This window comes from Metabacillus sp. KJ11-3, from assembly GCF_055808295.1.
Genome location: NZ_CM147865.1, coordinates 1,241,177 through 1,264,619 on the forward strand (window position 1 = coordinate 1,241,177; position 23,443 = coordinate 1,264,619).

General features: G+C 36.8%; 23 protein-coding genes. 19 read left to right on the top strand and 4 right to left on the bottom strand.

What is annotated here, in order from left to right:
• The 8 genes from ureC to gndA all read left to right on the top strand — a co-directional run bounded on the left by ureC (position 1) and on the right by gndA (position 7,828).
• Positions 1 to 1,707, top strand: a complete 1,707-nt coding sequence (gene ureC / locus AC0L8O_RS06415; protein ID WP_473447015.1) for an urease subunit alpha — start codon at positions 1 to 3, stop codon at positions 1,705 to 1,707.
• Positions 1,708 to 1,716: 9 nt separating this feature from the next.
• Positions 1,717 to 2,163: an urease accessory protein UreE gene (ureE, locus tag AC0L8O_RS06420; protein WP_226526556.1), complete on the top strand. Its 447-nt coding sequence runs from the start codon at positions 1,717 to 1,719 to the stop codon at positions 2,161 to 2,163.
• Positions 2,156 to 2,842: an urease accessory protein UreF gene (locus tag AC0L8O_RS06425; RefSeq protein WP_473447016.1), complete on the top strand. Its 687-nt coding sequence runs from the start codon at positions 2,156 to 2,158 to the stop codon at positions 2,840 to 2,842. Before ureE ends, AC0L8O_RS06425 begins: the two co-directional genes overlap by 8 nt.
• A gap of 29 nt (positions 2,843 to 2,871) precedes the next feature.
• A complete protein-coding gene (ureG, locus tag AC0L8O_RS06430; protein WP_473447017.1) occupies positions 2,872 to 3,489 on the top strand; it encodes an urease accessory protein UreG in 618 nt (205 codons plus the stop codon).
• On the top strand, positions 3,486 to 4,298 hold the full coding sequence (locus AC0L8O_RS06435; protein ID WP_473447018.1) for an urease accessory protein UreD: 813 nt from the start codon (positions 3,486 to 3,488) through the stop codon (positions 4,296 to 4,298). Before ureG ends, AC0L8O_RS06435 begins: the two co-directional genes overlap by 4 nt.
• 113 nt (positions 4,299 to 4,411) lie before the next feature.
• Entirely contained in the window at positions 4,412 to 4,876 is a 465-nt protein-coding gene (locus AC0L8O_RS06440) for a chemotaxis protein CheW (RefSeq protein WP_473447019.1), read from the top strand.
• Between the two features lie 91 nt (positions 4,877 to 4,967).
• The gene (locus AC0L8O_RS06445; protein ID WP_473448717.1) at positions 4,968 to 6,209 is read left to right on the top strand and encodes a DNA polymerase IV; all 1,242 of its coding nucleotides are present in this window, start codon (positions 4,968 to 4,970) and stop codon (positions 6,207 to 6,209) included.
• Between the two features lie 206 nt (positions 6,210 to 6,415).
• The gene (gene gndA, locus AC0L8O_RS06450) at positions 6,416 to 7,828 is read left to right on the top strand and encodes an NADP-dependent phosphogluconate dehydrogenase (RefSeq protein ID WP_216774283.1); all 1,413 of its coding nucleotides are present in this window, start codon (positions 6,416 to 6,418) and stop codon (positions 7,826 to 7,828) included.
• A 391-nt stretch (positions 7,829 to 8,219) separates the two neighbouring features.
• Here the strand turns inward: gndA and zwf are convergent, their stop codons facing one another.
• Positions 8,220 to 9,701: a glucose-6-phosphate dehydrogenase gene (gene zwf, locus AC0L8O_RS06455; protein WP_473447020.1), complete on the bottom strand. Its 1,482-nt coding sequence runs from the start codon at positions 9,699 to 9,701 to the stop codon at positions 8,220 to 8,222.
• A gap of 417 nt (positions 9,702 to 10,118) precedes the next feature.
• Here zwf and rnz point away from each other — a divergent pair, with 417 nt between their 5' ends.
• Positions 10,119 to 11,057 carry a ribonuclease Z gene (gene rnz, locus AC0L8O_RS06460; RefSeq protein ID WP_473447021.1) on the top strand — a complete coding sequence of 313 codons (939 nt, stop codon included), beginning with the start codon at positions 10,119 to 10,121 and terminating at the stop codon, positions 11,055 to 11,057.
• A 37-nt stretch (positions 11,058 to 11,094) separates the two neighbouring features.
• Here rnz and namA read toward each other — a convergent pair whose 3' ends face one another.
• On the bottom strand, positions 11,095 to 12,111 hold the full coding sequence (gene namA, locus AC0L8O_RS06465; RefSeq protein WP_473447022.1) for an NADPH dehydrogenase NamA: 1,017 nt from the start codon (positions 12,109 to 12,111) through the stop codon (positions 11,095 to 11,097).
• Between the two features lie 531 nt (positions 12,112 to 12,642).
• On the opposite strand from namA, the gene AC0L8O_RS06470 reads away from it, so the two are divergent.
• The gene (locus AC0L8O_RS06470; RefSeq protein ID WP_473447023.1) at positions 12,643 to 12,831 is read left to right on the top strand and encodes a cysteine-rich CWC family protein; all 189 of its coding nucleotides are present in this window, start codon (positions 12,643 to 12,645) and stop codon (positions 12,829 to 12,831) included.
• A 43-nt stretch (positions 12,832 to 12,874) separates the two neighbouring features.
• Here AC0L8O_RS06470 and proC read toward each other — a convergent pair whose 3' ends face one another.
• A complete protein-coding gene (gene proC, locus AC0L8O_RS06475; protein ID WP_473448720.1) occupies positions 12,875 to 13,717 on the bottom strand; it encodes a pyrroline-5-carboxylate reductase in 843 nt (280 codons plus the stop codon).
• 646 nt (positions 13,718 to 14,363) lie between these two features.
• Between proC and AC0L8O_RS06480 the strand changes: the two genes are divergently transcribed.
• From AC0L8O_RS06480 to AC0L8O_RS06490, 3 genes are read left to right on the top strand one after another with little or no spacing between them, the layout of a single operon-like run.
• On the top strand, positions 14,364 to 15,158 hold the full coding sequence (locus tag AC0L8O_RS06480) for an SDR family NAD(P)-dependent oxidoreductase (RefSeq protein ID WP_473447024.1): 795 nt from the start codon (positions 14,364 to 14,366) through the stop codon (positions 15,156 to 15,158).
• Positions 15,159 to 15,212: 54 nt separating this feature from the next.
• Positions 15,213 to 15,755, top strand: a complete 543-nt coding sequence (locus AC0L8O_RS06485; protein WP_473447025.1) for a GNAT family N-acetyltransferase — start codon at positions 15,213 to 15,215, stop codon at positions 15,753 to 15,755.
• Positions 15,756 to 15,805: 50 nt separating this feature from the next.
• On the top strand, positions 15,806 to 16,750 hold the full coding sequence (locus AC0L8O_RS06490) for a TRM11 family SAM-dependent methyltransferase (protein ID WP_473447026.1): 945 nt from the start codon (positions 15,806 to 15,808) through the stop codon (positions 16,748 to 16,750).
• 34 nt (positions 16,751 to 16,784) lie between these two features.
• Here the strand turns inward: AC0L8O_RS06490 and AC0L8O_RS06495 are convergent, their stop codons facing one another.
• On the bottom strand, positions 16,785 to 16,979 hold the full coding sequence (locus tag AC0L8O_RS06495; protein ID WP_026558909.1) for a YqzH family protein: 195 nt from the start codon (positions 16,977 to 16,979) through the stop codon (positions 16,785 to 16,787).
• 172 nt (positions 16,980 to 17,151) lie between these two features.
• Here AC0L8O_RS06495 and AC0L8O_RS06500 point away from each other — a divergent pair, with 172 nt between their 5' ends.
• From AC0L8O_RS06500 to AC0L8O_RS06525, 6 genes are all read left to right on the top strand, one after another.
• Entirely contained in the window at positions 17,152 to 18,414 is a 1,263-nt protein-coding gene (locus AC0L8O_RS06500; protein ID WP_473447027.1) for a Y-family DNA polymerase, read from the top strand.
• 117 nt (positions 18,415 to 18,531) lie between these two features.
• On the top strand, positions 18,532 to 19,182 hold the full coding sequence (locus AC0L8O_RS06505; RefSeq protein WP_473448723.1) for a GDSL-type esterase/lipase family protein: 651 nt from the start codon (positions 18,532 to 18,534) through the stop codon (positions 19,180 to 19,182).
• A gap of 24 nt (positions 19,183 to 19,206) precedes the next feature.
• Positions 19,207 to 19,539 carry a YolD-like family protein gene (locus AC0L8O_RS06510; RefSeq protein WP_473447028.1) on the top strand — a complete coding sequence of 111 codons (333 nt, stop codon included), beginning with the start codon at positions 19,207 to 19,209 and terminating at the stop codon, positions 19,537 to 19,539.
• 168 nt (positions 19,540 to 19,707) lie between these two features.
• Positions 19,708 to 20,787 carry an endospore germination permease gene (locus AC0L8O_RS06515; protein WP_473447030.1) on the top strand — a complete coding sequence of 360 codons (1,080 nt, stop codon included), beginning with the start codon at positions 19,708 to 19,710 and terminating at the stop codon, positions 20,785 to 20,787.
• A gap of 9 nt (positions 20,788 to 20,796) precedes the next feature.
• Positions 20,797 to 22,251, top strand: a complete 1,455-nt coding sequence (locus tag AC0L8O_RS06520) for a spore germination protein (protein ID WP_473448726.1) — start codon at positions 20,797 to 20,799, stop codon at positions 22,249 to 22,251.
• Entirely contained in the window at positions 22,251 to 23,405 is a 1,155-nt protein-coding gene (locus tag AC0L8O_RS06525; protein WP_473447031.1) for a Ger(x)C family spore germination protein, read from the top strand. The genes AC0L8O_RS06520 and AC0L8O_RS06525 overlap by 1 nt, the downstream gene beginning before the upstream one ends.
• Positions 23,406 to 23,443 lie beyond the last annotated feature (38 nt).

Here is a 23,443-nt window from a genome sequence, read left to right on the forward strand (position 1 = left end):
ATGAGCTTTCGTATGTCGAGACATCAATATGCAGACATGTTTGGTCCAACAGTTGGCGACCAGGTGAGACTAGGAGACACGGAACTTTTCATTGAAGTAGAGAAGGATTATACGACTTACGGTGATGAGGTGAAATTTGGTGGTGGTAAAGTCATACGCGATGGAATGGGACAACATCCTTTAGCAACAAGGAAAGAAACTGTTGACCTTGTTGTAACGAATGCTCTAATTCTTGATTATACAGGAATATACAAGGCGGATATCGGTATTAAAGAGGGAATGATCACATCGATTGGAAAGGCTGGAAACCCTCTTATAATGGATCATGTTGATATTGTCATAGGAGCTTCTACAGAAGTAATCGCTGCAGAGGGGCTGATTGTTACAGCAGGGGGGATTGATGCACATATTCATTTTATTTGCCCTCAACAAATCCGGACGGCGATTGAATCAGGTGTTACAACGATGATCGGAGGTGGAACTGGTCCTGCAACCGGTACGAATGCGACAACTTGCACGCCTGGTGCATGGAACATTCACCAAATGCTGAAAGCAGCTGATGAGTTTCCGGTTAATTTAGGTTTTCTCGGGAAAGGTAACTCTTCTAATGAAGAGGCTTTAATTGAGCAAATTCAAGCAGGGGCAATTGGACTTAAACTTCATGAAGATTGGGGAACAACGACATCAAACATAGATAAAGCATTATCAGTTGCTGATATATATGATGTTCAAATCGCGATACATACCGATACCCTTAACGAAGGTGGTTTTGTGGAGGATACATTAAAGGCTATTGATGGACGTGTCATTCATACATACCATACGGAAGGTGCCGGTGGGGGGCATGCCCCAGACATCATAAAGGCGGCATCGTACCCAAATATACTTCCTTCCTCAACAAACCCGACGCGCCCATTTACAGTTAATACGATAGCGGAACATTTAGATATGTTGATGGTCTGTCATCATTTAGATCCTTCGGTTCCAGAGGATTTGGCTTTTGCAGATTCACGTATTCGAAAAGAAACGATAGCAGCTGAAGACATTCTTCACGATTTAGGGGTTTTTAGTATGATTAGCTCTGATTCTCAGGCAATGGGGAGAGTTGGTGAAGTCATCTCAAGAACATGGCAAACAGCAGATAAGATGAAGCGCCAACGTGGGAAACTTGTTGAAGGTGAAGAAAATGATAATGCAAGAGCGAAAAGATATATTTCCAAATATACGATTAATCCAGCTATCACACATGGAATTTCAGAGTATGTTGGATCAATAGAGGTAGGGAAAATGGCTGACTTTGTTTTGTGGGATCCGGCCTTTTTTGGAGCAAAACCTGAATTAGTTGTAAAGGGTGGGATGATTGTATGGAGTGTGATGGGAGACCCGAATGCATCTATTCCAACTCCGCAGCCAGTATTATATCGCCCGATGTTTGCGAATTTCGGCAAGGCTAAGCATTTAACATCAATGACATTTCTTTCAAAAGCTGCATTTGACAATCACATACATGAAGAGCTTGGGCTTGAAAAAAAGATTGGTGTTGTCAAGAATATTCGCCAGCTTAAAAAGAAGGATATGAAGTTAAATGGAGAAACACCAACGATTGAAGTTGATCCGCAAACTTATGAGGTCATGGTTGACGGTGAGTTAATTACTTGTGAGCCTGATGAAAAGGTTTCATTGGCACAACGATATTTTTTATTCTGAGGTGAAAAGATGATTATTGAACAAATTATAGGAAACGTAAAAGAATTGGAAAAAGCTCCACATCATGTAGAACGTGTGTATTTAAGAAGTGATGACTTAGTGAAGAAAATCCAGCGTGTGAAAACAGATCATGGAAAAGAGCTTGGTATAAGACTTAAGCAGGGGAAAGAGTTGGAAGATGGTGACATTCTATACCAAGACCAAAAAAATTCGATCATTATAAGTGTGCTTGCAGATGATGTGATTGTCATTAAGCCAACTAGCATCTTGCAAATGGGAGAAATCGCTCATCAACTTGGTAATAGACATTTACCTGCACAATTTGAAGAAAATGAAATGATTGTTCAATATGATTATCTTGTAGAAAGATTATTAGTAGAGTTGGAAGTACCGTACACAAGAGAAGAACGTAAAATGAGCAAAGCCTTTAAACATATCGGACATTCCCATGACTAATCAACTGTTTCACCTTCTTCAAATTTGCGATTCCAATTTTCCGTCTGGGACGTTTTCACATTCCTTTGGATTAGAAACGTATATCCAGGAAAATAAAATAAGAGATAAAGAAACCTTCCTGGCTGCATTAAAACAATACTTACAAGCACAATTTGTATACACTGACGGTCTGGCATGCAGGTTAGTCTATGAATCTATTAAAGCAAACAAAATTGATTCGGTTTGGATGATAGATAAAGAGCTGAATGCACTTGCGATGGCGAGAGAAACTCGTGAAGGTAATCGTAGAGTTGGCAGACAAATGGTAAAGGTCATGAATCAGCTTTTCCCAAATGAGCATTTGAATATGTACCAAGTAAAAATCAAAAATAAACAAGTTTGTGGACACAGCTCAGTTGTGTTTGCAATGGTCTGTCTTGAACTGGATATTGATTTAGAAACAACGCTTTCTACTTATCTTTTTGCTACCACTTCATCACTTGTTCAAAACGCAATAAGAGGAATTCCGATTGGCCAGACAGATGGGCAAAAAATATTAGTTACATTAAAACCATACTTAATAGAAAAAGTGAATGACATTTTGGTTTTAAATGAAGAAGATTTTGGAGCAGGTGCACCAGGCCTTGAAATAGCCCAAATGCATCATGAACAGCTTTCTGTTCGTTTATTTATGTCATAAAAATGAAGGTGAAGAAAGGATGAAAAAAAATGAGTGAACCAATACGCATAGGAATCGGGGGCCCTGTTGGAGCAGGGAAAACGTTATTAGTTGACAAGTTGACAAGAGAGCTCATGAAAGATCTTGAGGTTGCGGTTATTACAAATGATATCTATACAAAAGAGGATGCTCAATTTTTAATTAAAAATGGTGCACTGCCAGAAGATCGCATCATAGGTGTTGAAACAGGTGGATGTCCACATACAGCAATTCGTGAGGATGCTTCAATGAATTTTGATGCCATTGATGAATTGAATGAACGCCACCCAAATCTTGATCTGATTTTTGTGGAAAGTGGCGGGGATAATTTGGCGGCTACCTTCAGTCCGGAATTAGTCGACTTTTCCATCTATATAATTGATGTGGCCCAGGGAGAGAAAATTCCCCGTAAAGGTGGTCAGGGGATGATTAAATCTGACTTGTTTATTATAAATAAAATTGATTTAGCACCATATGTAGGAGCAGATCTTGAAGTGATGCGGAAAGATACATTAGTATCTCGTGGTGATCGCCCTTTTATTTTTACAAATCTAAAAGACGGAACCGGGGTAAAGGAAGTGGTTGATTGGATACGCAAAGAGGCCTTTTTAGTTGGTCTTGAGGCATGACATATACCGGCTACCTGGAGTTAACGGTAGAAAAAAAGCATAACCGTTCTGTCATAAGCAATAGCTTTTTTGACGGGGTTTTAAAAATTACAAGACCAACATACCTTCCTGAAGGTCTTCCTTTATTAACGCTTATCCATGTTGGTGGTGGTTATGTTGATGGAGACTCCTATAAAACAGAGGTAGTTGTTGGAGAAGGTGCGAAACTCGCCTTAACTACACAAGCTTCTACTAAAATTTACAAGTCACTTCAATTGGGTGTCCGTCAGGAAATGGATTACTTTTTACAAGCCGGAAGTGAATTACTTGTTAAACAAGACCCGTTAATAGCATATAAAGACGCACAATTTTCTCAAATTACGAATGTCTATATGGAGTCAACATCTATTTTTTATTATACAGATATTATTACACCAGGTTGGTGTGAAGATGGGAAGTTATTTCAGTATAAGAAGATCTCTTCTAAACTAAAACTATTTATTGATGGTGAATTACAAGTATTTGATCATCAATTATTGATGCCCGGAGAAAATTTGCAACAATTGATGCAGCTTGAAGGCTACACACATATCGGAACATTGTTTATGATTCATCCTCAGGTTGATGAAAATGTAATTGAAAAAATAAGTGAAGAATTACGTTCTGTAAAACACTCGCGATTTGGTATTAGTGCCCTTAGTGTAAAAGGACTATCCATGAGGGTTTTAGCATTTAGTACCCCGGAGATTGAAGAAGTCTTTTCTGTATGTGAAGAGGTTATTCGTCACCATTTAGAAAACAAGGAGATGATCGAATGGCGGAAGTGGTAACCATTTTTCATGACAAACCGGAATAAATACTAATAGTATCTTTAAATACTAAAACATTCATAGTATGATAGTCTTAGTATTTCACCTCAAGTATTGATGGAGGAGATGATAACATGAATGTTTCAAAATTAGTCGTTTTCCGAACAGGTAATGAAGAATATGGAATTCCTATTGAACATGTTATTTCGATTGAGAAATTGGAAGATATAAATACCATTCCTAATATGCCCTTTTATATGAAAGGTGTCGTAAAGGTAAGGGGAGAACTGATACCTGTCCTTGATACGTATCAGATTTTTTATCATCAAAATATACCAATTGATAACGACGTGAAATTAATAGTCATTCAATCTGATGAGATTTCAGCAGCATTAATTGTAAAAGAAGCAAAAGAAATTATTGATATTGAAGAGATTCAATTAAAGACAATTACGGTCGGTGCATTTCAATCGACTAAATATTTTTCTGCAGTAGCAAGCTTAGAGGAACGTTTGATTACCATTATTAACCCGAATCTGTTATTAGAAAGCCTTGATCATTTTGCTATTGTGAAGGAAGAGATGATGAGCCACCAGTAGAGTGGCTTTTGTTGTTTCTAATGTTATTTTTAAAAAGCATTTCTTACAGAAAAAATGGTAGACTAGTAAGAGAATGAACTATGTGAGTGTGGTGTGGGTTGTGGAGCAGGTTATAAGTCGGAGAATTATTTTGCATGTTGATATGAATAGCTTTTATGCATCAGTGGAAATGGCATATGATCCATCTTTAAAGGGAAAGCCTTTGGCGATTGCTGGAAATGCGGAAGAGAGAAAAGGAATTATTGTGACATGTAGCTATGAAGCACGCGCCAAAGGTGTAAAGGCTACAATGCCACTTTGGCAGGCGCGTAGGCTTTGTCCAGACCTTATCATACGTAAGCCCAATTTTGAACGATATCGTACAGCCTCACAAGCGATGTTTGAATTACTCAGAGAATACACTCATTTAGTTGAGCCTGTTTCTATTGACGAGGGATATATGGATCTAAGTAAATTTGAAGGCTCAAGACCTTTGGAAATAGCGAAGTTAATTCAGGAACGATTACTTGATGAATTATTGTTGCCATGTAGTATCGGTATAGCCCCGAATAAATTTTTAGCTAAAATGGCTTCAAATATGAAAAAGCCACTCGGGATTACCATATTAAGAAAAAGAGATATGCAAAAGACCTTATGGCCTCTACCAGTCCATGAAATGCATGGAGTAGGAGGAAAAACAGCTGAAAGACTTCACACAATTGGTGTTCATACTATTTATGATTTAGCTCATGCTAATGAGGTGCAGGTGAAAAAACTGTTAGGAGTTAACGGGGAAAGACTTGTACAAAAAGCAAATGGTGTTGATAACAGAGAGGTTAATCCTAATGCAATTTATGATTTTAAAAGCATAGGGAATTCCACAACTTTAGCTAAAAATACGACGAAGGAAAATGAAATAAGAGAAGTATTGAAAAAATTATCTCATTCAGTGTCTGTTCGATTGAAGCGAAAAGAAGTTCTTGCAACAAAATTACTTGTAACTATTCGTTATGGAAATTTAAAGACGATAACAAGAAGTAAAAAGCTGAACAATCCGATCGGTGAAGAAGAAGATATATTTCATGAAGCAACAGAGCTCTTTTTTTCTCATTGGAATGAAGAACCAATTCGATTATTGGGTATTACGGGACAAGATCTAGTTGAAAAGGATGATGCTGTTAAACAGTTAGACATCTTTTCATATGAACAAGACGCAAAGGATGAGCCGATTCTTTCGATTATTGATCAAATTAATCAAAAATATGGAGAACAGCTATTAAAAAAAGGTGTCAAAGGAAAGGGAAAAGAATCTCCAACTCCAGGAACGAGCTTTAGTAAAGATTTTTTTACATAGAAAACGATTACATAAGTTAAGTCACTTGAAATGTTACAGAAAAATGTGTATTTTTAAAGTTGTAGTCAAATGAAATAATTCGAATTATGTGTCAATTTAGCAGTTATTGGCGGAAAACTAAACTTTTTATGCTATCACAAAATGATAGAAGAGTTTTTCATTTGTTTAGTTTTACATACTATAAGGATTAGAAGGGACGTAAGGGAATGTCGAAACAACAAATTGGTGTTATTGGTTTGGCTGTAATGGGTAAGAACTTAGCGTTAAATATTGAAAGTCGTGGATTTTCAGTCTCAGTTTTTAACCGTTCAGCAGGAAAAACAGAAGAATTTTTAACTGAAGCAAAAGGGAAAAATGTGGTTGGAACTTACAGCATTGAAGAATTTGTTCAATCATTGGAAACTCCACGCAAAATTCTTTTAATGGTTAAAGCGGGTGTACCAACTGACGCTACAATCGAACAGCTTTTACCACATCTTGATAAAGGTGATATTTTAATCGATGGTGGTAACACATTATATACAGATACACAACGTCGTAACAAAGAGTTGGCGGAAAGTGGAATTCACTTCATCGGAACAGGTGTATCAGGTGGAGAAGAAGGAGCATTAAAAGGACCTTCTATCATGCCTGGCGGTCAAAAAGAAGCATTTGATTTAGTACAACCGATTCTTGAAGCAATTTCTGCAAAAGTCAATGGTGATCCATGCTGTACTTACATCGGTCCGGATGGTGCAGGTCACTATGTGAAAATGGTTCACAATGGTATTGAGTATGGAGATATGCAGTTAATTTCTGAAGCGTACTTCTTACTTAAAAATGTATTAGGTTTAACAGCTGACGAGCTTCATGAAGTGTTTGCAGAATGGAACAAAGGTGAACTTGATAGCTACTTAATTGAAATTACTGCTGACATCTTCACGAAGAAAGATGAAGAAACTGGCAAACCTATGGTTGATGTCATTCTTGACACTGCCGGTCAAAAAGGAACTGGAAAATGGACAAGTAAGAGTGCTCTAGATTTAGGAGTACCACTTCCAATTATTACAGAGTCTGTTTTTGCCCGCTTTATTTCCGCAATGAAAGAAGAACGCCAAAAAGCTAGTAAAATTCTTTCAGGGCCTTCTGCAAAATCATACGAAGGAAACAAAGAAGAGCTTATTGAAGCAGTTCGTAAAGCATTATATATGAGTAAGATTTGTTCTTATGCTCAAGGATTTGCTCAAATGAGAGCAGCGTCAGAAGAGTATAATTGGGATTTAAAATACGGTGATATTGCAATGATCTTCCGTGGTGGTTGTATTATCCGTGCCGCATTCCTTCAAAAAATTAAAGATGCATATGATAAAGATTCACAATTAGCAAACCTTTTACTTGATGATTACTTTAAAGAAATCGTTGAAGGTTACCAAGGCGCGCTTCGCCAAATCTTAACGGTTGCGATTGAAAATGGAGTTCCAGTACCATGCTTCTCATCTGCACTTGCTTACTATGATAGCTATCGTACTGAAACACTTCCAGCAAATCTTCTTCAAGCTCAACGTGACTATTTCGGTGCTCACACTTACCAACGTGTTGACAAAGAAGGGGTATTCCACACTGAATGGATGGAAAAATAATAGGTTTAAAAAAGCAAAGCTCAAATTCGAGCTTTGTTTTTTTGTATTGAATATAAATCAAGCGGAACTGTATAAGCCTTTTAAGGGCTATATAAGGATCAATTAAGGTTAAGGGGGATAAAGACAGTACAGAGTTATCTACGCCCATTTTAAACGTGTGTAAGAGGGAATAAAAAGAAGCTATCACAAATGTGATAGCTTAAGTTAAGGAGACACAAGGGGTTGCTTCTTGCACTAACTAGTTTATTCTACTGAATTTATTTTGTATGAGGCAAATAGACGAGCTCATTCGCACAATTTTTAGAAAAAAATAAAAAGCCAATTGAATACAAGGACTCAATTGGCAAAATACGTAATAAAATAAGATATCGATTCCAATACAATTAGTTAATTAATTAACAGGCCACCACTGGTTACCGTCTTCTTCAAGAAGCTCGTCAGCTTCTTTAGGTCCCATGGAACCGGAAGGATAGGTTGCAAGTGATGCTTTACCGTTTTTCCATGCGTCAGAAATTGGATCTACAAAGCTCCAGGATAGTGCAACTTCATCCCAATGTGTAAAGTTAGTCGCATCGCCACGCATGCAATCAAATAATAGTTTTTCATACGCTTCAGGTGTATTAATCCCGTCATAGAGGTTATTTGATAAATCAAATTTAACAGGTTTTGAATAACCACCTTCAGATTCATCTTTTTTCGCATTCAATTGCAGGGTGATCCCTTCCTCTGGCTGAATGTTAATAACTAGTAAGTTAGGAGGTACGGTTTCACCTTTGTTGTAGTAAAGATTCATTGGAATATCTTTAAATTGTACAACAATTTTTGTTGATTTAGCAGCCATACGTTTTCCTGTACGGATATAGAAAGGAACACCAGCCCATCTGAAATTATCAATCATTAACTTGCCTGCTACATATGTTTCTGTTTCAGATTTTTTATCAACATTTCCTTCTTCACGGTAACCAATGAACTCTTTATCATTAAATTTCCCTGCTGCATATTGACCTCTCACAAAATATTCTCCAACTTGCTCGTCACTCACAGGTCTTAATGCTCTTAGTACCTTCACCTTTTCACTTCGAATCTCATCTGTTGTTAATTTAATTGGCGGTTCCATCGCAAGTAAGGCAACCATTTGAAGCATATGATTTTGAACCATATCTCGAAGTGCCCCGGATTTTTCGTAGTAGCCTCCACGATCTTCGACACCTAATATTTCACTGGAAGTAACTTGAATATTAGATATGTAACGATTATTCCATAATGGCTCAAACAGAGCGTTGGCAAAACGAATAACCTCAATATTTTGTACCATTTCTTTTCCTAAATAATGGTCAATACGATAGATTTGATCTTCGTTAAATGCTTCGCGAATTTCTTGATTTAATTTTTGCGCAGAAGGTAGATCATGTCCAAACGGCTTTTCAATGACAAGTCTGCTCCAGCCCTGAGTAGCTGTTAAGCCTTCTTTTTTTAAGTTTTGAGCGATTGTACCAAAGAATTCCGGTGCCATTGCTAAATAAAAGATACGGTTTCCTTCTGTTTGATAGGAGCCATCAAGCTCATTTAACAATCCGTTTAACTCTAAATAAGAGGAAGGATTTGTTACATCAAAAGGATGATAATAGAAATGAGAAGTGAATTCTTCTAAATCTTTTGATTCCTTCATCGATGTTTGAATAGAATCTGATACATTGCTACGAAACTCTTCAGTGGTCCAAGGTCTTCTTGCAACCCCTACAACTGCAAAATTTTTACCGATTTTTTCGTTTTGAACAAGGCGATAAATAGATGGAAACAATTTTCGTTTCGCCAGATCACCAGTTGCTCCAAAGATGACAATAACTGATTTAGGATGTTCTTGTGTATTCACGTTCGTACCTCACTTTGTCATTAATACATTTATTTTTTCACCAGTATTTTGAATTGAAATCGATTGTTGAAAAAGAAAATAAATAATGGCATCGAATTTCTTATTTATACTGATTGGAAATTACTCCTATACAAATACTTAATTTTAAAGGTAATTTCCCTTTAAATCAAACATTATAGCCTATAATGTCTTTCTACATAGTTTATTATAAACGATTATGGAAAAATTATCGTCTATTATGCACCTATTTTGTAGAAATCTTTCTATAATTCAGTCTATTTTAGACATAATATTAAATTTGGTCAAGATGATGTGATGATTTTGTTATAGAATTTGTGAAAAAATAAAATCGATGTTATTTCGCTATTTGCAGCATTCGTGTATGCTTAAAGAAAATAACGGAGGAGGAAAGCGCAAGTGAATGTAACATTTCTTGGAACGGGTGCAGGAATGCCTGCCAAAGCCCGGAATGTGACAAGTATAGCTCTTCAATTATTAGAAGAGAGAAATGAAATATGGTTATTTGATTGCGGGGAGGCAACTCAGCATCAAATTTTACATACCTCTATAAAACCGAGGAAGATTGAAAAAATTTTTATTACTCATTTGCATGGTGATCATATATATGGCTTGCCCGGCCTACTTAGCAGTCGTTCCTTTCAAGGAGGAGAAACACCGTTAACCATATATGGACCAAAAGGTACAGAGCAATTTGTAAGAACTGCTTTATCTGTTAGTCACACCTTCCTCACATATTCAATTGAATTCGTAGATGTAGAGGAAGGAATTATTTTTGAAGATTCATCCTTTCAAGTTAAGGCAAAGAAAATTGAACATGGTATTGAATCCTATGGTTATCGCGTGATAGAAAAGGATTTGCCGGGAACACTACTTGTCGATGAACTTAAAAAGATCGGTATTCGACCAGGACCGGTTTATCAAAAACTAAAAAATGCAGAAGCTGTTCAATTAGAGAACGGTTTGATTATTCATGGAAGTGATTTCATCGGCCCCTCAATAAAAGGGAGAATCATCTCTGTTCTTGGTGACACTCGGTACACAGATAAAAGTATTGAGCTTGCAGAAAATGCCGACTTATTAATTCATGAAGCAACTTTTTCAAGAGAGGATCATCATCTTGCTTATGACTATTTTCATTCTACAACAGAAGATGCTGCCAATATCGCTAAAGCATCAAATGTGAAAAAATTAGTTTTAACCCATATTAGTTCGAGATATCAATCACCCGAACAACTCGACGCGTTAGTTGAAGAAGCGAAATCCGTTTTTCCGCCAACTGTTATTGCAGCAGATTTCATGCAAATTGACATTCCAAAAAAACGTTCAAATATATAAGAAAAGAGAGTTGAATCTGATCAACTCTCTTTTGTGATTACCATCCCCGATCATATTGCTTTGGAGCTTCAATTGATTCTCCCAGCTCTTTAGCTGCAGTTCTGGGGAAATACGGGTCTCTAAGAAGTTCTCTTGCGATAAAAATCAGGTCTGCTCGATTATTTTGCAAAATTTCTTCTGCTTGTATGCCGCTTGTGATTAATCCAACAGCTCCTGAAGCAATACCTGCTATTTCTTTAACTTTTTCAGCAAATCTTACTTGGTAGCCTGGAAATACATTAATCTTTGCAGGAACAACAGCTCCTGAGCTAACATCGATCAAGTCAACCCCTTGCTCTTTCATCTTACTTGCGTAACCTTCATAATCTTTTATATCCAATCCCTCGGGATGATAATCCGATGCTGAAATACGAACAAATAGTGGTCCATCCCACACTTCTTTCACTGCATCAATTACTTCGCTTAAAAATCGGTATCGATTATCTTCAGAACCACCATATTCATCATCTCGCTTATTAGAAAGAGGGGATAAAAATTCATTGATAAGGTAACCGTGGGCTGCATGAATCTCGATAATGTCGATGCCTGCTTTCTTTGCCCTTTTAGCTCCATCCTGAAAAGCTTGAACAGTCTCTTTAATGTCTTCCTTTGTCATGCTTTTCGGAGTTTTGTATGTATTGTCAAATGGAATAGATGATGGTGCAATAATTTCTCCATCAACTGTCGATTTTCTCCCTGCATGTGCCAGCTGTATAGCTGTTGCTGAACCGTATTCTTTCATTCTTGTTACTAATTTTTGAAGGGCTGGAACATGGTCATCGCTCCAAATTCCAAGATCTTTCGCAGATATTCGGCCTTGAGGTGTAACAGCGGTGGCTTCAACCATTATTAGGCCAACTTGCCCCACTGCACGGCTTATATAGTGTGTGAAATGGAAATCCTCTATATACCCCTGTTCACCTGTTGATGAATACATACACATCGGGGACATAACAATACTGTTTTTAAGGGTAACATTCTTTATTTGATAAGGCTGGAATAGTTTCGTCTTCATCTTATATCCTCCCATTATAAATACTTTGTTTGAAAAAATTATAACAGTTGCAGCACTGTTCAGCATGTTTCTTGCTTGATTAATTTCTCCTAATGGTTTTAAGGGAGGGGGGTGGTGTAATTCTATTGATCAGAATGAGAAGCCGAGAAAAAATAAAACAGGAATAGTAAGCAGTAAAGTACTTACCATCCTGTTCTAAGTTAATGTGAAACCTGAGATACGTAATGAATATTTTTTGCTTATATAAACTGAGGCACACTAACCAGACTTTTTATTCTTGTAAGTAAATGGCGGTAAGTTGAAGCTGCCTTATGCCCTGCAAGAAACATTGTAGTTAATAAGCTAAATAACATATTCATAATTGATCCCTCCACATTAAGAATAGTGTTAATATAACACTATAGTTAGCTTGTTCTATTGAATTTGATTTATTCTCTTCCTTAGAGACTAAGGCCAGTTTTCTGCGGAAGAACGAAGATGTTCAACTTTTATTTTGGAAAAATACTGATAGCATGGAAGAAAGGTAAAAAAATGAATAAATGTCCGATATGTAATGCTGAAAATAACTGTGGAATTTTGGATGAAAAGGAATCTTGTTGGTGTATGAACATAACGGTACCAGAAAAGGTACTTGCTCTTTCTGGAAGTAATAAGGATCGTTGCATATGCTTAGCATGTATTCTGAAAGATCGGGATCAAACGATAAATTTGAAGAAGTGACACAATACTGGAATAAATGAGGAGTGCTTTGTAAGCACTCCGGCTATTTTTTATACGATATAAGTTCTTCTGAAAACATGGATTTTAACTCTTCTGATCTTTCAGTAGCACGTCTTATGCATGAAATAACCGCATCCTCAACCTTTCTTTCTTTGAGAATGGAGATGCCTGCTTCTGTTGTCCCATTTGGGCTCGTTACTTCTTTTCTTAACTGGGAAGGATGTTTGTCTGACACAGCAATCATTTCAGATGCCCCAAGTAGTGTTTGAACTATTAAATCACGAGCAACAAAAGGATCTAGTCCTACGTCAACTGCCGCTTTTTCCATTGCTTCTACCAGATAGTAAATATAAGCAGGACCACTTCCTGATAGACCTGTAACAGCATCAAGTTGTTTTTCTTCAACAATTTTACATATGCCAATTGCTTCGAAGAGAGTTTTACATTTAGTCATTTGATTAGGTGTAACATTTTGACTGCCAGCAATGGCGGTTGCTGACTTAAGAATGGCTGCAGAAGTATTTGGCATCGCCCGAACAATTGCTGCTTCTTTTCCAAGTATATTTTCAATTGTATCGATAGAGATTCCCGCTAATACAGACACAATAACCTGTTTATCGATCAAATGCTGAACACCATCCAGTCCCGCTTTCACATCTTTAGGCTTCATGGCTAGAACAATAATTGATGCATCTTTCACTAATTTTTGTTTATCATGGGTTGTTTCAACACCATACTTTTGAGAAAATTCATGTAATCTTGCTGAATTTGATCGATTTGCCACTATTATTTGCCCGGCAGTAAATACTTTACCTTTAATGAGCCCTGCAACCATAGCCTCAGCCATGGAACCCGCTCCGATAAACCCTATTTTATCCATTTTTATGCTCCTTACGTTTAAAATAAAAAGCCATTCCGCCCTTACAACATAAGGACGGAATGGCTCCGCGGTACCACCTTGATTGGAGTGAATCATACTCCCAGCTTTTAAGTCTTTATCGCAGACATACGGTTAGGTTTACCTAACAGCTCCTAGGGTAGGTTCAAAAAAATGGTGGGCAATGGAGTTTTTCAGCCTTAGAACTCCAATCTCTATTACGCCATTTTTTCTACTAGTCCCAATCAACGCTAAACTTATTTTCTATACATTAAATTAAATTTTTATTCATTATGCAGTGATGGACAGGTCCTTGTCAAGCTTTTTAAAGGTGTATGGATCTGCAAATTATTTGAATATAATGACTAAAAGAGTGTCTTCATTGTAAAATATGTCTATCGAATGTTTTTTGTTATAGATGAATGGCTTAAAGGTTGATTGTTTTAGAGGGACTACTACACAAAAATTGTTGACAAACCGAGGACTGTTTTTGATGTTTGCACCTGTCAATTACGTTAAAGCAGTTTCTGATGATAATGTCGGAAACTACTGGACAGCTTGACTATTTACAAGAAATCGGTCAAATTAAAATCGATGATACAAATGAAAAATACATATATTATTATGCTATCTAAAGCGGTAAGAGGTGATCCATTTGAATGCACGTTTACAAGGATGCTATGTTGCAATTACTGGTGCTTCCGGCGGAATTGGAGAAAAGATTGCAATTGAATGTGCGAGACAGGGGGCACATTTAGTTTTATTGGCGAGAAGAGAAGAGCTTTTAGCGAAACTTTCTGAACGGATTCAGAATGATTATGGTGTATCGTGTTACTATTATTTACTGGATGTTCAGGATATTCACTCGATACAACAAGTATTTTCAACCATTGAATCAGAGATTGGACAAATTGACGTACTTGTCAATAATGCCGGATTCGGTATTTTTAATGAAGTTCTTCATTCTTCACTTGATGAAATGAAGAACATGTTTGAAGTAAATGTGTTTGGCTTAATTGCCAGTACGAAGATGGTGTTGCCTTCAATGGTGAAAAGAAGAAGAGGTCATATTATTAATATTGCCTCACAAGCTGCTAAAATTGCTACACCTAAATCAAGTCTTTATTCTGCGAGTAAGCATGCAGTATTGGGGTTTACAAACAGTCTTCGTATGGAGGTAAAGCCACACAATGTGTTCGTCACCTCGGTTAACCCGGGGCCGATTAAAACAGATTTTTTCACTATTGCCGATAAGGAAGGAAATTATGTGAAAAATGTAGAACGCTGGATGCTTGATCCTGATAAGGTTGCGCGTATTATCGTTGCTTCAATGCTTACCCCAAAGCGGGAAATAAATTTGCCTGGATGGATGAATGCGGGCAGTACAATCTATCAAATTATGCCAAAGCTGTTTGAAAAACTGGCTGGTAATGCGTTTTTTAAGAAATAACTTTTGATTTTCAACAGTTACATAAGGAAAGTTACATATAAAAGGAGTTCTTCTATGATTGAGTTACACGATTTTAACCGTAGTCAAATACCTCAGCTAATAAGCTGGATTGAGACACCGGAGTTTCTACTCCAATGGGCAGGACCGACGTTTCGCTTTCCGTTGACTGAACAGCAAATTGAAAAGTACATTGAGAATGCCAATTCAGATCGTTCTACTTCATTTGTTTACAGCGTTTTGTTAAAAGAAACAAGAGAAGTGATTGGACATATTGCTTTAACGAATATTGATAGAGAGCATAAGTCTGCGAGAGTGGGAAAAGTATTAATTGGGGATCAGCGTGTCCGTGGTAAAGGGATTGGATACTTGATGATGAAAGAGGTATTGAAAATTGCTTTTGAACAGTTGGATTTGCATCGAGTAAGCCTTGGCGTTTTTGACTTTAATACGTCAGCTATTGTTTGTTATGAAAAAGCAGGGTTTAAAAAGGAAGGTTTACTTCGTGAATGTAGAAAAATAGGAAATCAATATTGGAGCCTTTGGGAGATGAGTATATTAGCTCATGAATGGCAGAAGACTTATAAAGTATTAAGTTAGGACACACAAGTCTTAACTCAGGAGAAAAGCCCAGTAAAGGTGGAAAACGCTTGGTTGATCAGAAACAGATGTTTATTTACACATTTTCATGTCATGAAGACGAGATTTCTTTATGTCAATTAGAAATGCAGTCATTATTTGGGTTTCACACAGGAACTAACATACTAGAAAGCTCCTTGCAAATTAATCCAAGCCGAAGTCCGTTTATAAAAGAAAGAATTGATGTCATTTATAAGGAAGATTGTTTAGAAGATCTCGGTCAGAAGGTGAGTGGCTATCAGGTTGAAAAGACGTTTAAAGTAATCGTAATTGAACATAGTCAAGCTACCGATTTCCAAAAAATAGGTTTTGAGAAAAGACGTAAAATTGAACGGGAAATTGGATTGCAATTATCAGGGCAAGTAGATTTACAAAATCCTGATCAGCTTTTTGCCGTTATAAAGGTAAAAGATTACTGGGTGTTCGGACATTATACAAAAAGTGAACCCATTTGGTTATTTCATCAAAAAAAGCCTAATAATTATTCGACTGCCCTGAGTACCCGGGTGGCTAGAGCAGTCGTAAACATTGCTGTTCCAACGATTGAGGATACAAAAGTCATTGACCCTTGCTGTGGGGCCGGAACTGTGATGATAGAAGCATTATCGATGGGGATTGATATTGTAGGAAGTGACTTGAACCCTCTTGTTACCCGACCTGCTCGTGAAAACATTGCTCATTTTGGTTATAAAGCAAAGGTTTTATTAAGAGATATACGGGATGTGACCGAAAGGTATGATGTTGCGATTATTGACATGCCTTATAATCTCTGTTCTGTTTTAGAGCCGGAAACACAGTTTGAAATGCTTAAAAGTGCACGGGGATTTGCTGGAAAAGTTGTTGTTATTACGACTGAAACAATTGACCCTTTAATTGAAAGGGCTGGTTTTACTATTGCAGATCGGTGTGTGGCTAAAAAAGGGAGCTTTTCGAGACAAATCCTTGTTTGTTGTTAACATTAAAGAGCCTATCTCATTAGGCTCTTATTTTCTATTCTTGATTCGTTAAATAGCTATATACAACATCCTCTACGACCTCATACCATTCACTTTCCTCGTTTTTATCAACTGTAATTTTCTGTATTAAGTAGATGTTATCCTTCTCTGAAAGAGGGTCTATATCCAGATTTCGGCCGTATTGGAGAAAGCCTTTTTTAAGCATCTTTTTTAATATCTTGTCTTCCATTTTCCACCCCACTATTGGTAGTATACCGTTTTTGTATGTGTTTTTCGATCTTGCTTACCATTGAAATTTGTCGTTTTCTTGGGGAAAACTACCATTGAAATCGAACGTATATTCCCTTAGTATATAGAATATAATAAACACGAACATATATTCTAATTTAGGGGAAGTGGCTATGATTGAAAACTACGATCAATTGCCGAAACGGAAGATTCTTTGCATTGATATGAAAAGCTTTTATGCAAGCTGTGCTGCCGTTTTACTGGGATTAGATCCATTAACTTGCTATTTAGCTGTTGTAGGTGATACGGATCGGCAGGGAAGCATCGTCTTGGCAGCTTCCCCACGGCTAAAAAAGGAATTTGGCATTAAAACAGGCTCAAGGCGTTTTGAAGTACCAAATGACCCCCGTATCACCATTGTGGACCCGAAAATGGGGATGTATATCAGGATCTCAACAGAATTAACAAAGTTGTTTCACCGCTATGTGCCAAAGGATGCTATTCATACTTATAGTGTGGATGAAAGCTTTATTGAAGTTGACGGTGTGGAACATATTTGGGGGGACGCACAGACAATTGCGAAAAAAATTCGTGATGACATGGAGCGTGAATTTGGCCTTCCAAGCGCAATTGGTATCGGTCCTAATATGCTGTTAGCTAAAGTTTGTCTAGATACTGAAGCGAAAAAGAAAGGTGTGGCAGAATGGACATACGAAGATGTGAAAAAGAAGCTTTGGAAGCTCGAGCCATTAAGCGAAATGTGGGGAATCGGCTCAAGAGTACAAAAAACACTAAACCGAATGGGAATTTCTAATGTGGGCCAGCTTGCAAATTATCCTCTTGAGCTGCTTGAAAAGAAGTTTGGGGTGATGGGAAACCAGCTTTACTATCATGCGTGGGGCGTGGATTTATCTGAAATTGGAGCCCCGATCATGCAAGGGCAAATCAGCTTTGGAAAAAGCCAAATTTTACTTCGTGATTACCCGGATCCGGAAGAAGTAAAGCATGTCATATTAGAGATCAGTGAAGAGGTTGCCCGCAGAGCACGTCAGCATCGAAAGGCAGGCCGAACAATCAGTCTTGGAATTGGATATAGCCGCGATGAGTTTGGCGGAGGATTTTACCGTTCTAAAACAATTGATGAGCCGACCAATATCACCATGGATATTTATGAAACATGTCTGCAATTGTTTGAAAAATTTTATGCAAACAACACGGTGAGAAAAATTTCAATTGCACTTTCAAACATTGAGAATGACTGTGAAATGCAGCTTGATTTGTTCCGGCCAAACCGTGTAAATCAGCGAACACTGGGGTATGTTGTAGATTCAATTCGGCATAAGTATGGCTCAGATGCTATCTTACGTGCTGTATCTTATACTCCGGCTGGAACAGCAAAGCATCGCGCGAAGCTTGTTGGAGGCCATAAAGCGTAGGTAGAAATCAGCAGATATGGCTTCCGCCTATTTCACCAAAGGAAAAGCTGCGTTTGTCTCTCCTTCGAATATTGTATAAAAATGTATTTTGCTTTTGAAGGAGGATATCATGTGGAAATGAATCAATCGTGTTTATCATATGTGGCTTTAGGTGATTCCTTGACAGTCGGAGTTGGAGCATCATTTTTAACACCCGGATTTGTCGGGCGCTATGCGAGATTAACTGAAAAAACTCTAGAAAGACGTGTGATAACGAATATCTTTGCAAAATCGGGAATTGAAAGTAGTGGTGTACTGGAGATTGTAAGCAGTGAACCACTGCATGACAAAATAAATCGTGCCAATATCATCACCATCACTGCCGGTGGAAATGATCTTATCCAAGCAAGTAAAGACTTTATTGAATCACGTGATCAAACAGAAATTGCACAATCAGTCAAAGAGTGTCACAGCAATATGATGAAAATAATGGAGACAATTCATGAACTGAAAAAAGATTGTGGTGTACCATTTATCGTGTATTTACTGAACCTATACAATCCGTTACCACAAATCACATTGGCAGATAGGTGGGTTCGATTGTTTAATCAACAGTTAAGCAGCTTTGATAACAAAAAAACAATTAGAGTTGTTGATGTTTATACAGTATTTAAAGATAGGCAAGAAGATCTTTTGTCTGGAGATCGTATTCACCCAAATAGTTTGGGATATCAAGAGATGGCAAATACATTGGTTCAATTAGGCTATCCAAAAGAATTTAATGAATAATAGTAGTGAAGGCAGGGGTAAATCATGATACGAGATAGAGGGAATATCAAATGGACATCGATGATGCTTCCCGAACATGTTAAATTGCTAAGAGACTGGTCTGAAGAAGATACGTATCAAGAAAGACCGGAGCTTGATGAACAACAGTTAGAGCAGTTTAATGAAACAATTTGCATGGCGATGGAGGAGCATATGGAGCTTGTTTTTACTTATTATAAAAATCATTTCTTTCATACATGCTTAGGGTATGTGCACTATATAGATCCCTTTCGGCATACATTACGAATTGTTGATGAACAATCAGGAAATCAACTTACATTACCTCTTCACGATATCATTGATGTTAAACAAAAATAAGAGGATGAATCCTTATGATCATCCTCTGACTCATTTTCTCACCTAACATATTCTTTTCAAAGACGTTTCCTCATTTGAAACACACAGTTCCCCAATGTAATAACAACTTCATAGTATAGAAAAAAAAACCAGTACAAATAATAACGATGAAAGTGGGTGAGGAAGAAAATGGGACCAATAAAATTTCCGTTATTAGTTTTTATGCTGATGCTGACAATAGGTTTATTTGCACATGTCCAAACCATCCCTGCTTTATTATCTGTTACCGGTCGAGATGCTTGGCTGACAATCATCATAACGATTGTACCAACAGTCATCTGGCTGTTCGGATTAAGCAAGCTATTAAAATTAATGGAAAAAATGAGTGTGACGGAATGGAAGAGAACACTATCACCGGTAAAATACTATCTCCTTGTTAGTCCTCTTATTGTGTACCTATTCCTATCAGCGTATATAACGACAAAAGATATTGTCATGTGGAGTCATATATCATACATTCCGGATATCAATTACGGCATAATCGTTGTTGCATTTTTGTTTTTATGCTTCATTGGGACAAGGTCAGGAGTTAAGTCTTTGGCGATATTAAGTGGGATTTTATTGCCGCTTGTTTCGGCATTAGGCTTCTTTGTTATGACCGTTAATGTAAAGAAAAAAGAATATGAACAATTATTACCACTTATTGAGCATGGGTGGCCCCCCGTATTTCAAGGTTTAATATATACATTACTTCCTATAGTGGAATTGTTTATTCTTTTGATTATACCTTCTATACATAAACACAAAATCGGGATTGGAAAACTATTCATAGTAGGGGGCATTATAATAGGACTAATGCTCGGACCAACAATTGGGGCAATAGCAGAATTCGGTCCATTGCAAGCCTCTGAATTTAGGTATCCGGCATTTGAACAGTGGAGAATTCTAACAATAGGTAATTATTTTTCACATGTGGATTTTTTTGCTATATATCAATGGCTTTCAGGGGGAGTACTTAGAACCAGCTTATACATTTTGTTAGCTAATCAACTGCTAGTTAGGAAAGAAAAAGGGGAATATTCCGTCATTATCTGCTATCTTTGTCTTGTTATATTTTGTTTATATCGAGTTGATCAGAATACATTTTATGAACTTCTTTACGTTTATTTTATGCCGATTGCATTAGGAGTATTAGTTATTCAAATAACAATCATATTTGTCTACTTGCATATTAAAAATCGAAAAAAGAAGATTGAGGAGGTAGGATAGTTGGAAAAAGTGCTTCAACACTCAGACATGGAGTATACAATGGCAGGAATGAAGCAGTTATTTTCTTCATCCTCTGATATCACCATTAAAACAATGGAAAAAGGTGACAGTAAAGAAACGTTTCTATTAGTATACTGTGGACCATTAGTTGACTCTGTATTTCTAGATGAAGTTGTTTTGCCAAAGGTAAATCAGTGTTTTATAGAGGAAACTTTAGAAAACATAAGCAGTTTGATTCAGGTACAAAAAAAAGATAAAAAAGATATAACAAGTGAAGATCTGAGCAATTCTATTTTTTCGGGAAAGCTTATGATGACAACAAACGAAATTGATCTGATTTATTTTTATGATATAAGCAAAGTACCAACAAGATCGCCTGATGAATCGGTAACAGAGGTTTCAGTGAGAGGACCGAAAGATGGATTTGTTGAAGAACTTAATGTCAATCTTGGACTAGTAAGGAAACGGTTAAAAACCTCTTCTTTTATTGTAGAAGAATACATAGTTGGCAGACGGTCACAAACAAAGGTAGCGCTTCTCTATATAAAAGACATAATAAATGTAGAGCTATTAAAGAATATTAAAGAGAAGTTAAATAAAATCGAAACTGATGTTTTAACAGGCAGTTCACAAATGGAAGAGTTAATTGTTGATAAACAAGTTTTCTCTCTGTTCCCTTTGGTAAATCACACAGGAAGATCTGATTTTGTGGTAGATTCGCTAAATCAAGGAAGGTTTTCTCTATTAGTAGATGGAGCTCCAACAGCCTTAATTGCACCTGCAAATCTGGCCTTTTTAATAAAAACATCTGAAGATCAGCATACAAGCTTTATTTTTGCATCTGTGGAAAGATTGCTCCGCGTAATAGGCTTGTTTATTACCGTTTTTTTACCGGGATTATTTACAGCGTTAACAACACATAATGTAGGTCAACTGCCATTACCACTATTAGCAACCATATCGGTTTCAAGAATAGGATTACCCTTTACATCATTTATTGAAGTTATCCTTATGCTTGTGATGTTTGAGTTATTTAAAGAAGCAGGTGCCCGCCTTCCTAAGGGAGTAGGGCAAACAGTGGCTGTTTTGGGAGGGTTAATTATAGGGGATGCGGCCATTCGAGGAGGTATTACATCTCCGACAATGCTCGTTGTAATAGGAGTAACGGCAATTTCAGGTTTTACTTTAGTCAATCAATCGTTATCTGGAAATCTTTTTGTTGTTCGTTTATATATTGTGGCGTTAAGTTTTTTTGCAGGTATATTTGGATTTATTATTGGTTTTATCTCGGTTATCATGTATTTGTCAACAATCAGATCTTTCGGCTACCCGTATTTATCCTATTATCAAGATCTCACATGGAAAGACTTATTTTCAATCTTTGTGAAACTTCCAGAGATAATAAAGGATAAACGGGCCCCGGAATTGGACACAAATGATTCGACCAGACAAGGTGACAGGTAATGAAGAAGATAAGAGCATTATTTTTGGTTAGTTTGTTAGCGATATTAACAAGTTGTCATAATGTAAAAGAAATACATAATCAAGCCTATGCAGTAGGGATGGGGGTTGACTATGTAGAAGGTGAATATCATATAATCTTACAGTTTTTAGATTTTAGTAATGTAGCAAAAACAGATCAGCAAAAAAGTGCAGAACCGGTTCCAGTCTGGATGGCAAAGGGGAAAGGTAGAACAATAGAAACAGCATTAAATGATATATTTAATACAATTCAAATGAGAGTGAATTTTGAACAATTAAATTTGGTCTTGTTTGGAGAGAACATGATTGCCTCAACAGAGCAACTTGAAGAGGCTTTTAATACATTTACTTCGAGCTTTACCGTTCGTTTAACAGCCTGGAGTTACATAACAAAGGAAAGACTGGAAGATGTTTTTACGTCATCGATCATTTTTGATTTTCCTTTTTCATATTCAAGGCTAAACCAACCAGATGAAGGCAGTAAACAAAGTGCAACCGTTCAAGCTATCTCACTAAGAGAATTTGTTATGCAATTAAACGAAAAAACGAAAACAACGATTGTTCCTTCAATTAAATTAAATAAAGATCTAATGATGAAGGAAAAGACAAAAGAACCAGCAGCAGTAATCGATGGTGCACATCTTTTCAAGGACAAAACATATAAGGGATGGCTTTCAATACAAGAATTAACAGGATTTATTTGGACGAACAACAAATCAGAAAGATCTATTACTGAATTTGAGCCGGAAAAGGGGAAGATTCTAGCTGTGGAGTTGCTGGAACCCAATTTGAAGCTGATACCAGAAAAGGCAAAAGGAAGTTACAATATTGAGGTCGATTTAACGGCATTAATAAAAGAAAGTGTTGACCAACATGTTACCCAAAATAATATAAAGAAAGAAATCGAAAACCTTATTAAAGAAGAAGTAGAAAAAACGTATAAAACGGCTAAAAAGTTAGGTGCAGATATTTTTCAACTAGAGGATCATGCATATCGATATCACTTGAAAGATTGGAAAAAATATAAAGAAGAACAAAAAAACATAAACCTTTCCGATGTTACTGTAAATGTCCAAACGTTATACAGTATTGATAAATATAAAAGTATAAAAAATGATGCAAACACAAAGAGATAAAATTGAATGATTGTAACCTAATAACATGCAGAAAAAAA